This window comes from Sphingomonas sp. (genome assembly GCF_019746665.1).
Lineage (GTDB): Bacteria > Pseudomonadota > Alphaproteobacteria > Sphingomonadales > Sphingomonadaceae > Sphingomonas.
Map to the genome: position 1 here is coordinate 36533 of NZ_JAIERS010000022.1, position 12163 is coordinate 48695.

A 12163-nucleotide genomic window follows, 5' to 3' on the forward strand; every position below is an offset into this window, starting at 1 on the left:
GTGCGCCCCTGGAATGTGACCGATTTTGGGTAGAGTCCGCCTCGAAGGAGTCGGACGTAATGAAGCGCAGCAGGTTCAGCGAAGAACAGATCATCGCGATTTTGAAGGAACAGGAAGCCGGGATGGCGACGGCGGATGTGCTTCAGTCTGAAGCTTCTGAGTCGGGCACCAGGTTACGATCCTGCCTTGGCTTCAAGTGCATGAGGAGTGCATCTCGCAGCGATAGCTTAGGGGGCAGGTGCTTGCTTTAGGAGTATCTGGCCCGGCCCGCGATCGGTGGAGCTTTTTCATTCCGCTGCCGGGCGTGCCTTCTTCGGAAGGCTGATCGGTAACTCCTCTTGGATCTTCCCTCCGCGTGGGATCCACATCTTGCTGTGTGTTGCCATTGCTGAAATGCGTGGGCCGAACATCTCGGACGCCCATTCCCAGTCGCGGAACTCGTCGGGCGCTACCTTATGTGCCTGTTGTCGACCGACAAGCGTGGCGATCCAATCCGCAGCTTGGATCGTCTGGTAGAGATGGCTTTCAACTTGAAATGGCGGTTCGATCAGCGCCCGAGCCGGAGTGTCTGGGCTGAACATGGTTTTCGCGGATGTCTCGATCAATTTCAATCGATCTGAGTGCTGATCGAGTATGATCATGAATTGGCTGCGCTGAGCTTGAACGTAGCTATCAAGCTGCCGGATCGCATGGGCTAAAACGGTGGTGTATAGGCCACTCGAGTTGCTCTCTTCTGGCTGAAGGTATTTCTGGCGACCGTACCAAAAGATCTTCCCGCCCCGCCGGTCCAACTCACGAAGCAATCTGGAGATTCCCTCCCTTACGTGAGGGTACTTTTTCATATTGCCAGTGGTGATTAAATCCTTGCCTTTCTTCTCCCATGTGGCCGGGTGCTTTTGCACCTTAGCAAGATCAGCAGCTAGCATTTGCCGCTTGAGCTGGAGAAAAAAGGTCGCGAAATTGCGCGCCTCGCTATGCGGGATCACATAGCCAGCGAGCCCGAATACCGGGCTCTGGTTGTAGCGCCTGTCCCTTCGAGCGACGTAGGGCCGCAATGGCCAAACTCATCTAAGAAGGCCAGATGCAATCGCGCCGACTCCAGAAACGCGGAAGCCCGCGCAAACGAGTGCACGGGCTCCGGAATTGGACACGGACATTATCCCGTGGCCGAGGTCGGATATAATTGGGGCTGATGAAGATTCAACTAAAATTTGAAAGGCACGTTTTCGGAGCGAGATTTACGAGCAAGCGAACCGGCTATCGGGGAGCGGATTAGGGAACAGACCCCCGATCGGGGTAAATCTCTAGTCTTTTCAGAGGCCGGTGGCGGAGCGGGAGGGATTCGAACCCTCGATACGCTTTTGACGTATACTCACTTTCCAGGCGAGCGCCTTCGACCACTCGGCCACCGCTCCGCATGCCGGGGGCCGAGCGCTAGCCGAGGGCGCCGGTAAGCGCAAGCAACCGCGTGCCATGCGGAAAGGCAGCGCCCCCAAGCGGGAACGCTGCCTTCGTCGTCCGTCCGCCATCATCCCCGCTTTCGCGGGAATGACGGATCACCCCTCACGCCAGGTCGAAGCGATCGGCGTCCATCACCTTGGTCCAGGCCTTGGCGAAAGTTTCGAGGAACTTCGCCTCGCCATCGTCGCTCGCATAGACTTCGGCGAGCGCGCGCAGCTGCGAATTGGCGCCGAAGATCAGATCGACCCGCGAGCCAATCCAATCGGCGGCGCCACTTACGCGGTCATGCGCGACATAGAGCTGCTCGCTCGCGTCGGCGGCCTGCCAGACATGGCTGGTGGTCGCGCTCAGCAGGTTGCGGAAGAAGTCGTTGCTCAGCACCCCCGGCCGGGTGGTGAACACGCCGTGGTCGGTGCCTGCGTGATTGGCGCCGAGCACACGCAACGCCCCGACCAGCGCGGTCATCTCCGGCGCGCTGAGCCCGAGCAGCTGGGCGCGATCGACCAGCAGTTCCTCCGCCGAACGATCCTGCGGACCGTTCAGATAGTTGCGGAAGCCATCGGCCCGGGGTTCGAGCGGGGCGAAGCTGTGCGCGTCGGTCTGTTCCTGGCTCGCATCGGTGCGGCCGGGGGTGAAGGGCAGCGCCAGTTCATGGCCGCCCGCCTTCGCCGCCGCCTCGATCGCCGCGACCCCGCCGAGCACGATCAGATCGGCGAGCGACACCTTCTTGCCGCCGCTGGCCGACGCGTTGAACTCGGCCTGGATGCCCTCGAGCGTGGCGAGCGTCTCGGCGAGCACCGCCGGTTCGTTCACCGCCCAGTCGCGCTGCGGCAGCAGGCGGATGCGCGCGCCGTTCGCGCCGCCGCGCTTGTCCGACTGACGGAAGGTCGAGGCCGAGGCCCAGGCGGTGCCGACCAGCCGGCCGATCGACAGCCCCGAGGCGAGCAGCTTTTGCTTGAGCGCGGCGATATCGGCCGCGTCGATCAGCGGGTGATCGACCGCCGGCACCACGTCTTGCCAGATATAGTCGTGCGCCGGCACTTCCGGCCCGAGATAGCGCGGCTTCGGCCCCATGTCGCGATGGGTGAGCTTGAACCAGGCATCGGCGAAGGCCTGGGCGAACTCGTCGAAATTGTCGCGGAAGTGGCGCGCGATCTTTTCGTATTCGGGATCGAAGCGCAGCGCCAGATCGGCGGTCGTCATCATCGGCGCGTGGCGCACCGCCGGGTCATGCGCGTCGGGCACCGTCCCTTGCGCCTCGGGGTTCTTGGGCGTCCATTGCTGCGCGCCCGCCGGGCTGCGGGTGAGCTCCCAATCATAGGCGAACAGCACTTCCAGATAGCTGTTGTCCCATTTGGTCGGCGTCGGAGTCCAGGCGCCCTCGATGCCGCTGGTGATGGTGTGGACGCCATTGCCGCCGCCGAAGCTGTTCTTCCAGCCCAGCCCCTGCTGCTCGATCGGCGCGCCTTCGGGTTCGGGGCCGACATATTGGCCGGGATCGCCCGCGCCGTGCGCCTTGCCGAACGCATGGCCGCCGGCGATCAGCGCGACGGTCTCGTAATCGTTCATCGCCATCCGCGCGAAGGTCTCGCGGATGTCGCGCGCCGACGCCGCCGGATCGGGATTGCCGTTGGGGCCTTCGGGGTTGACGTAGATCAGCCCCATCTGCACCGCGGCGAGCCCGCCCGAAAGCTCGCGATCGCCCGAATAGCGCTCGTCGGCGAGCCACTCGCCCTCGGGGCCCCAATAAATGTCCGCCTCGGGCTCCCACACATCGACACGGCCGCCGCCGAAGCCCGCGGTCTTGAAGCCCATTGATTCGAGCGCGCAATTGCCCGCCAGGATCATCAGATCGCCCCAGCTGAGCGCGCGGCCATATTTCTGCTTCACCGGCCATAGCAGCAGGCGCGCCTTGTCGAGATTGCCGTTATCCGGCCAGCTGTTCAGCGGGGCGAAGCGCTGCGTGCCCGAACCCGCGCCGCCGCGCCCGTCGCTGATGCGGTAGGTGCCGGCCGAGTGCCACGCCATGCGGATGAACAGCGGGCCGTAATGGCCATAATCGGCGGGCCACCAGGGCTGCGAGTCGGTCATCAGCGCGAAGATGTCGGCCTTGACCGCGGCGAGATCGAGCTTGGCGAATTCGGCGGCATAGTCGAAATCCGGCCCCAGCGGATCGACCAGGTTCGAATTCTGCGCGAGAATCGACAGATCGAGCGACTCCGGCCACCACATCTGGTTGCTGAGCTTCCACACCAACGCGGTGCGGCTGACTTTGCTGCCCATCGGGCATTTCGCTTCGACGTTCATGGGAACCTCCGCTTCTCTCCTAGGATAACGCGATCATCACCGTTACGCGCGCGCTTGTCCCGTTGAAAAACCCGCTCACTGTGATCGAAAGCCGCGCATGTCCGGTTGCCACGCGTGACGATAGCAGCGTGGCCGAGGAGGCGCCTGAGGGTCGGACGGGGCAGGCGCGCTATTTGGCCGGAAAATGAAAGGGCCAAGCCAGTTTGGCAAAGCGCGCGCGACCGGCTAACCGCGCGGCCGTGCTTGCCCGTTTCACCGCCGATCTCGACCGGCTGCGCGCCGCCGATCGCCTGCGCCGGCTCGCGCCCCGGATCGGCGCCGATTTCGCCTCGAACGATTATCTCGGCCTCGCCGAATCGCCCGAACTGCGCGCGGCGGTGGGCGAGGCCATCGCGCGCGGGGTGCCGGTGGGCGCGGCGGGATCGCGGCTGCTGCGCGGCAACCATGCCGAGCATGAAGCGCTGGAGGCCGAAGCCGCCGCGTTCTTCGGCGCCGAAGCCGCGCTGTATCTGGGCACCGGGTTCAGCGCCAATGTCGCGATCGTCGCGACTCTGCCCGATCGCGGCGACCTGATCGTGTGGGACGCGCTGAGCCACGCCAGCACGCGCGAGGGACTGCGGCTGGCGCGCGCGGAGAGCGTGGCGGCGCGGCACAACGATGCCGGCCATGTCGCCGAGCTGATCGGCGCCTGGCGCGCGCGCGGTGGGCGGGGCACGCCGTGGATCGCGGTGGAGAGCGTCTATTCGATGGAGGGCGACCGCGCCCCGCTCAGCGCGCTCGCCGAAGTCGCGGCGCGGCACGACGCGGTGCTGATCGTCGATGAAGCGCACGCGACCGGCGTCTTCGGCGCCGGGCGCGGGCTGAGCCAGGGCGTCGCCGCCCCGCACATCGCGCTCCACACCTGCGGCAAGGCGCTGGGCGCATCGGGTGCGCTCGTCACGGGGCCGCGCGCGGCGATCGACCTGCTGATCAACCGCGCGCGCGGCTTCGTCTATGCGACCGCGCCCTCGCCACTGATGGCGGCGGCGGTGCGCGCGAGCCTGAAGCTGGTCGCCGCGCCCGGGCGCGCCCAGCGGTTGGCGGCGCGGGTCGCCACGGTCGGCGAGCGGCTCGCGCGGCTCGGCCTGCCCGCGACCGATACCCCGATCCAGCCGATCATCCTGGGCAGCGACCGCGCCGCGCTCGCCGCCGCCGCCGCGCTCCAGGCGCAGGGCTTCGACGTGCGCGCGATCCGCCCGCCGACGGTGCCCGAAGGCAGCGCGCGGCTGCGCCTGTCGCTCACCCTCAACCCCAGCGACGCCGAGGTGACGGCGCTGCTCGACGCCTTGGAGGCCCAATGCGCCCGCCCACCCGCCTGATCGTTTCCGGCACCGACACCGGCATCGGCAAGACCGTGTTCTCGGCGGCCCTTACCGCGGCCTTGGGCGCGCATTACTGGAAGCCGGTGCAATCGGGGCTCGACGGGCCGGAGAGCGACAGCGAAACCGTCGCCCGGCTCGGCGCGGTGCCGGCAGAGCGCATCCTTCCTGAAGCCTATCGCCTCACCGAACCGCTCTCCCCCCACCGCGCCGCCGAGCTGGACGGGGTGACGATCGACCCCGCGCGCCTCGCGCCGCCGGCGCATCAGGCGCTGGTGATCGAGGGCGCGGGCGGGCTGATGGTGCCGATCACCCGGCATCTGCTCGCGATCGACCTGTTCGCGCGGTGGAACCTGCCGGTGATCCTGTGCGCGCGCACCGCGCTCGGCACGATCAACCACACATTGCTGTCGGTGGAAGCCCTGCGCGCGCGGGGTATCGCGCTCCACGGCATCGCTTTCATCGGCGAGGACATGCCCGACACCATCGCCACCATCGCTGAGTTCAGCGGCGCGCGGGTGCTCGGCCGGTTGCCGCATCTCGATCCGCTGACGCCGGACGCCCTCGCCACCGCCTTCGTCGCCGGGATCAGCCTTTGAGCGCGGTCTGGCACCCGTTCTTCCAGCACGCGCTCGAGCCCGCGCCGCTGAAGATCGCGCGGACCGAAGGCGCCTGGCTCGAAACGAGCGACGGCGCGCGGCTGCTCGACGCGATCAGCAGCTGGTGGGTGGTGACGCACGGCCATCGCCACCCCGCGATCATGGCGGCGATCCGCGCGGCGACCGAGGCGCTCGATCAGGTGATCTTCGCCGGCTTCACCCACGAGCCGGCCGAGGCGCTGGCGGCCGAACTCGCGGCGCTCGCCGGGCTGCCGCATGTGTTCTTCAGCGATTCGGGGAGCACCGCGGTCGAGGTGGCGCTGAAGCTCGCGCTTGGCACCGCGCGCAACCGGGGCGAGCGGCGCGAGCGGCTGGTGGTGATGGCGCACAGCTATCATGGCGACACGGTGGGGGCGATGTCGGTCGGCGCGCGCGGGGTGTTCAACGCGCCCTATGCGCCGCTGCTGTTCGACGTGGCGACGATCCCCTTCCCCGCCGCCGCGCAGGAACAGGCGTGCCTCGACGCGCTGGAGGCCGCGACCCGCGACGCCGGGGCCGCCGCCTTCATCGTCGAGCCGCTCGTCTTGGGCGCGGGCGGGATGCTGATGTACGGCGCGGACCTGCTCGCCGAGCTGCACCGCCTCTGCCGGGCGAGCGGCACTTTGTTCATCGCCGACGAGGTGATGACAGGCTGGGGCCGCACCGGCACGCTGTTCGCCTGCGCGCAGGCCGGGGTGGTGCCCGATCTGCTGTGCCTCTCGAAAGGGCTCACCAACGGCTCGCTCCCGCTCGCGGCGACGCTCGCCAGCGCCGAGATTTTCGAGGCGCATTACAGCCAGGATCGGGCGCGCACCTTCTGGCATTCGAGCAGCTATAGCGGCAACCCGATCGCCTGCGCGGCGGGGCTCGCCAATGTCCGGGTGTGGCGCGACGAGCCGGTCGCCGCACGCGTGGCGGCGCTGGGCGCGATGCAGGCGCGCCAGCTCGCGCGGCTGGCGGGCGACGCGCGTTTCGCCGATCTCCGCCGCACCGGCACGATCGCGGCGATGACGATACCCGGCCCTGAACAGGGCTATCTCGCCGAAATCGGCTGCGATCTGCGCGCGGCGGCGCTTTCGCGCGGCGTGCTGCTGCGGCCGATGGGGGACTGCCTCTATGTGCTGCCGCCCTATTGCATCACCGAAGACGAGCTGGCGCGGGTGTACGACATGATCCTGGAGATCGTGCCGGGGCGGTGAGCGCGATGACGACCATCGAAGCATCGTCACCCCGGGCTTGACCCGGGGTCGCGCTGTTCTTCGCGCGGCCAAGGCAGCGAGACTCCGGATCAAGTCCGGGGTGACACATGGAGTGGTTCGTCGACCCATAGCGGTTGCGGCAGCGCCGATCGAGCGAGCGCCCGCTTCGATCCCTCCTCGTAAACGGCGGGGATTTGGTTTCCCCGCTGGCCCGCGCTACGCTTCCCCCCATGCAAGCCTATCACGACCTGATGCAGCGCATCCTCGACGATGGCGTCGAAACCGCCGATCGCACCGGCGTCGGCACGCTGTCCGTCTTCGGCCACCAGATGCGCTTTCGCTTGAGCGACGGCCTCCCGCTCGTCACCACCAAGAAGCTGCATCTGCGCTCGATCATCATCGAGCTGCTGTGGTTCCTGCGCGGCGACACCAATGTCCGCTGGCTGCAGGAGCGCAAGGTCAGCATCTGGGACGAATGGGCCGACGAGGCCGGCGATCTCGGCCCGGTCTATGGCAAGCAGTGGCGCCGCTGGGAGGCGCCCGAGGGACCGATCGACCAGATCGCCGAGCTGCTCCGCCAGATCCGCGAAAACCCCTCGTCGCGGCGCCAGATCGTCTCCGCCTGGAACCCGGCCGAGCTGCCGCGCATGGCGCTCGCCCCGTGCCACTGCCTGTTCCAGACGCATGTCGCGAACGGGCGGCTCTCGCTGCAACTCTATCAGCGCTCGGCGGACGTGTTCCTGGGGGTGCCGTTCAACATCGCGAGCTATGCGCTGCTCACCCACATCCTCGCGCAGCAGGCGGGGCTGGAGGTGGGCGACTTCATCTGGACCGGCGGCGATTGCCACCTTTACCTGAACCATCTGGAGCAGGCGCGGCTGCAACTGTCGCGCGACCCCAACAAGCCGCTCCCCCGGCTGGAGATCAAGCGCAAGCCCGACGCGATCGACGGCTATGAGTATGCGGATTTCGCCGTCCACGATTATGTCGCCGATCCGCATATCGCGGCACCCGTGGCGATATGATCAGCTTCCACCTGGCGCGTGCCGCCAATGGCGTGATCGGGGCGGACGGCAAGCTTCCCTGGCGCCTGCCCGCCGATCTGAAGCGCTTCAAGGCGCAGACGCTGGGCCGGGCGATGATCATGGGCCGCAAGACGTTCGAGAGCTTTCCGGCGCCGCTGCCCGGGCGGCGACACATCGTCCTCACCCGCGATCCCGCCTGGCGCGCGGCAGGGGCCGAGGTGGCGCATGATGTCGCGGGCGCGCTGGCGCTGGCGGGGGACGACGCGGCGGTGATCGGCGGGGCGGAGATTTTCGCGCTGTTCCTGGGGCTCGCCGAGCGGATCGAGCTGACCGAGGTTCACGCCACGCCAACGGGCGACGCGATCGTGCCGCCCTTCACCGGCTGGCGCGAGATCGCGCGCGAGGATTTCGCGGCGGAAGGCGACCGGCCCGGCCATAGCTTCGTCACGCTGGTGCGCGGCTGAGGGCGCGCGCATCTGGCGCGCCCGGCACTTGCCCCCTATACCCCCGCGCCATGATGCGTCTCGACGGGGGCAATGCGGCGCCTGAGCGGTTGCGCGGCGGGATCGTCGCGCTCGGCAATTTCGATGGGTTTCATCTCGGCCATCAGGCGGTGGTCGGCCGCGCGGTCGCGCGCGCGCGCGCCGAAGGGCGCCCGGCATTGGTCGCGACCTTCGATCCGCACCCGGTACGCCATTTCAAGCCCGATGCCGCGCCCTTCCGGCTGACGACGCTCGATCAGCGCGCGCGGCTGTTCGCCGAGGCGGGGGCGCAGGCGATGGTGGTGTTCCAGTTCGACGCCGCGCTCGCCGCGCTGACCGCCGAGGAATTCGTCGCGCGGCGCCTGTGCGATCTGCTCGGCGCGGGCGGGGTGGTGACGGGGGAGGACTTCACCTTCGGCCGCGCGCGCGGCGGCGATGTGCGGGTGCTGGCCGAGCTTGGCGCGCGGCACGGCTTCAGCGTCGATACCGTCGCGCCGGTTGCGTTCGAGGGCGCGCCCGTCTCCTCCAGCCGCATCCGCGCGCTGCTCCAGGCGGGCGATCCGCGCGGCGCCGCGCGGCTGCTCACCCGCCCTTTCGCGGTGCAAGGCGTGGTGCAGCATGGCGACAAGCTGGGGCGCACGATCGGCTATCCCACCGCCAACATCGCGCTCGGCAGCTATCTGCGCCCGGCTTACGGGATTTACGCGGTGCGGGCGCGGCTGGCGGATGGCCGGGTGCTGGGCGGCGCCGCCAATCTCGGCATCCGCCCCAGCTTCGATCCGCCCAAGGAACTGCTCGAGGCCTATCTGTTCGATTTTTCGGGCGATCTTTACGGCGAGACGATCGAGATCGCGCTGATCGATTATCTGCGGCCCGAGGCCAAGTTCGACAGCCTGGAGGCGCTTACCGCGCAGATGGACGCCGATTGCGCCGAGGCGCGGCGGCGGCTGGGGGAAATGAACTAATATCGCCTTCCCCGGCGAAGGCCGGGGCCCAGTATCACCGGCGTTCGCTCGTCGCCCCACCACGCATAACGCGCCGCGACTGGGCCCCGGCCTTCGCCGGGGAAGACGGCGTTCGATCGCGGCGCCCGTTACTGGAAGCGGAAGCGGTAGCTGAGCGTCGCGCCCAGCGTCACCTGGTTGGCGCTGCCGAAGCGGCTGCGGGTGATCGGCGAATCGGCGGCGTCGAGCAGCAGCCGCGAATAGCTGACGAACCCGTTCGCGCTCCACTTGCCGCCCAGCCGGCGCGAGACGAAGGCGGAGACGCCGATGTCGTTCAGATTGCCGCCCGGCGCATAGGCCGCCAGCCCGCTCGTCGCCGCCTCGGCCGGAGTCACGCCGAAATAGCGGCGGTTATAGCGCTGATCGGCGAAGCGCAGCCGGCCGCCATAGCCGATGGTCCATTTGCCGATCAGCTTCACCCGCCGCAGCGAGAGATCGGCGATCAACCCTTCATGCCCGCCGATCGCCTGGCGCACCTCGACCTGCACGGTCGTGAAGAAATTGGGCTGCCAGGCGATGAAGCCACCCACTTCGGGCGCGAACGAGATGCGGCGCAGCCCCGGGAAGCGCGCGATGTCGCGGCTGGTGCGGCCGAATTCGGGGCGCAGGATCGGCCCCGCGCGCAAATGGCGCTCGTTCACCAGATTATAGCCGATGCCCTGCTGCACCGAGGCGAAGAACTGGTTCTTGTAGCGAATGTCGAGCGCGGGGATGGGCAGCACGCGCAGGCCGCTGCTCCCCGGGAATTGCGGCACCGCGAGCAGGCCGGGGCCGACATCGATCTGCCAGCCCGGCGGATAGGGGCTGAAGCTGAACCCGCCCGCCGGTCGCGCCGGGGCAGGCGTCGGCGCGGGGGCAGGCTCGGGCGCGGGTGCGGTTTGGGCGGTGGCGGCGCTGGCAAGGCTCAGGCTGATCGCGGCGATGATGATGCGCATATATCTCCCTCGCCGGCGCCCCTAGATTGGTTTTCGCCAATCTGGCAAGCCCGGCCTGGGCAGGTGACGGCACGCCCAAGAGCCGCTAGAGCCGGTGCCCCATGAGCGACGCCCCAGAAACCCAGCGCGATTGGCGCGACACCGTATTTCTGCCCAAAACCGACTTTCCGATGAAGGCCGGCTTGCCGCAGAAGGAACCCGGCATTCTCGCGCGCTGGCAGGAAGCGGGGCTCTACGAACAGCTACGCGCGGCGCGCGCCGGGCGGGAGAAGTTCATCCTCCACGATGGCCCGCCTTATGCGAATGGCGACATGCATATCGGCCACGCGCTCAACCACATCCTGAAGGACATGGTGTGCCGCACGCGCAACCTGATGGGGTATGACGCGCCGTACGTGCCCGGCTGGGACTGCCACGGCCTGCCGATCGAGTGGAAGGTCGAGGAGGAATATCGCAAGCAGAAGAAGAACAAGGACGAGGTTCCCCCGGCCGAATTCCGCGCCCAGTGCCGGGCGTACGCGCAGAAATGGGTCGACACCCAGCGCGAGCAGCTGAAGCGGCTCGGCATCCTGGGCGACTGGGACCACCCCTATCTGACGATGGACTTCCAGGCCGAGGCGACGATCGTTTCGGAGCTGATGAAGTTCGCTTCGAGCGACCAGCTTTATCGCGGCGCCAAGCCGGTGATGTGGTCGCCGGTCGAAAAGACCGCGCTCGCCGAGGCCGAGGTCGAGTATGAGGATATCGTCTCGACGCAGATCGATGTCGGCTTCGAGATCGTGGAGGCGCCGAACGCGCCCGAACTGGTCGGCGCCCACGCGGTGGTGTGGACGACGACCCCGTGGACGATCCCGGTGAACCAAGCTTTGGCTTATGGGCCGGAGGTTGAGTATGTGCTCCTAGTCGCCGCAGATGCCAGCCTCGAACTGGAGAAGATGTCCGTTGAAGAGCGCAGGGCGGTATCTTTCTCGTTGCTCGTCGGCAAGGAACTGGTGCCAGCATTCGTTGAACGGACGGGGCTAATCTGCGCGGTCGCCAAAACGATCAAAGGCGCAGACCTCGCCGGAGCCACCGCGCGCCACCCGATGGCCAAATTCTTCGAGCCCCTCCCCTTCAGGGGAGGGGACGGGGGTGGGGCCTCTCCATCGGGCGCGGCGCTTACTGATGCGCCCCACCCCAACCCCTCCCCTGAAGGGGAGGGGCTTAACGTGGACCCCACCTCCCCCCTCGCCGAATTCTTCCTGCGCCCGCGCCCCTTCCTGCCCGGCGATTTCGTCACCACCGATCAGGGCACCGGCCTTGTCCACATGGCGCCCGATCACGGGGAAGACGATTTCGCGCTCTGCAAGGCGCACGGCCTGAACCCGGTGTTCGCGGTGGAGGGCGACGGCAAGTACCGCGCCGACTGGCCCTGGCTCGGCGGGCAGGGGAGCGTGATCAACCCCAAGTTCAACGCCCCGGACGGCCCGATCTGCACCGCCTTGCGCGCGGCCGGCGGCCTGCTCGCGGCGAGCGCGGACTATAAGCACAGCTATCCGCATAGCTGGCGCTCCAAGGCGAAGCTCATCTTCCGCTGCACGCCGCAATGGTTCGTGCCGATGGACCGTAGCCTGAGCGAAGAGCCCTCTCCCCTTCAGGGGAGAGGGTTGGGTGAGGGGGAAGCCGGGCGCGGCGCATCTGCATGGGGGCGCGCCCCCCCCCCCCCCCCCCCCCCCGCGCGCGGGGCCGGCGGCCGGCGCCCCCCCCCGCCCGCG

The 12163-nt window shown here is 68.1% G+C and carries 10 protein-coding genes, 1 tRNA gene and 1 pseudogene; 8 read left to right on the plus strand and 4 right to left on the minus strand.

Features of this window, described 5'->3' with window-relative positions:
- Nucleotides 1-59: 59 nt before the first annotated feature.
- Nucleotides 60-146 (plus strand): annotated as a pseudogene (locus tag K2X73_RS15510) (transposase); the annotation flags it as partial.
- A 141-nt stretch (nt 147-287) separates the two neighbouring features.
- Here K2X73_RS15510 and K2X73_RS13560 read toward each other — a convergent pair.
- From K2X73_RS13560 to katG, 3 genes are all read right to left on the minus strand, one after another.
- Nucleotides 288-1055: a DUF3800 domain-containing protein gene (locus K2X73_RS13560; RefSeq protein WP_294111669.1), complete on the minus strand. Its 768-nt coding sequence runs from the start codon at nt 1053-1055 to the stop codon at nt 288-290.
- A gap of 269 nt (nt 1056-1324) precedes the next feature.
- Nucleotides 1325-1415 (minus strand) — tRNA-Ser (locus K2X73_RS13565).
- A 148-nt stretch (nt 1416-1563) separates the two neighbouring features.
- Nucleotides 1564-3768 (minus strand): catalase/peroxidase HPI, encoded by a 2205-nt coding sequence (gene katG, locus K2X73_RS13570; RefSeq protein WP_294111671.1) that lies wholly within the window; start codon nt 3766-3768, stop codon nt 1564-1566.
- Nucleotides 3769-4007: 239 nt separating this feature from the next.
- Here katG and K2X73_RS13575 point away from each other — a divergent pair, with 239 nt between their 5' ends.
- The 6 genes from K2X73_RS13575 to K2X73_RS13600 all read left to right on the plus strand — a co-directional run bounded on the left by K2X73_RS13575 (nt 4008) and on the right by K2X73_RS13600 (nt 9435).
- Nucleotides 4008-5126: an 8-amino-7-oxononanoate synthase gene (locus tag K2X73_RS13575; protein WP_294111672.1), complete on the plus strand. Its 1119-nt coding sequence runs from the start codon at nt 4008-4010 to the stop codon at nt 5124-5126.
- Entirely contained in the window at nt 5105-5725 is a 621-nt protein-coding gene (gene bioD, locus K2X73_RS13580; protein WP_294111673.1) for a dethiobiotin synthase, read from the plus strand. The genes K2X73_RS13575 and bioD overlap by 22 nt, the downstream gene beginning before the upstream one ends.
- Nucleotides 5722-6963 carry an adenosylmethionine--8-amino-7-oxononanoate transaminase gene (locus tag K2X73_RS13585; RefSeq protein WP_294111674.1) on the plus strand — a complete coding sequence of 414 codons (1242 nt, stop codon included), beginning with the start codon at nt 5722-5724 and terminating at the stop codon, nt 6961-6963. The genes bioD and K2X73_RS13585 overlap by 4 nt, the downstream gene beginning before the upstream one ends.
- 230 nt (nt 6964-7193) lie before the next feature.
- Nucleotides 7194-7988 carry a thymidylate synthase gene (locus K2X73_RS13590; protein WP_294111675.1) on the plus strand — a complete coding sequence of 265 codons (795 nt, stop codon included), beginning with the start codon at nt 7194-7196 and terminating at the stop codon, nt 7986-7988.
- Nucleotides 7985-8452, plus strand: a complete 468-nt coding sequence (locus tag K2X73_RS13595; protein WP_294111676.1) for a dihydrofolate reductase — start codon at nt 7985-7987, stop codon at nt 8450-8452. The genes K2X73_RS13590 and K2X73_RS13595 overlap by 4 nt, the downstream gene beginning before the upstream one ends.
- A gap of 50 nt (nt 8453-8502) precedes the next feature.
- Nucleotides 8503-9435: a bifunctional riboflavin kinase/FAD synthetase gene (locus tag K2X73_RS13600; RefSeq protein ID WP_294111677.1), complete on the plus strand. Its 933-nt coding sequence runs from the start codon at nt 8503-8505 to the stop codon at nt 9433-9435.
- A gap of 128 nt (nt 9436-9563) precedes the next feature.
- Here the strand turns inward: K2X73_RS13600 and K2X73_RS13605 are convergent, their stop codons facing one another.
- A complete protein-coding gene (locus tag K2X73_RS13605) occupies nt 9564-10409 on the minus strand; it encodes a MipA/OmpV family protein (RefSeq protein WP_294111678.1) in 846 nt (281 codons plus the stop codon).
- Nucleotides 10410-10510: 101 nt separating this feature from the next.
- On the opposite strand from K2X73_RS13605, the gene K2X73_RS13610 reads away from it, so the two are divergent.
- On the plus strand, nt 10511-12163 hold a 1653-nt coding region (locus K2X73_RS13610; RefSeq protein ID WP_294111679.1), incomplete at its 3' end, for a class I tRNA ligase family protein.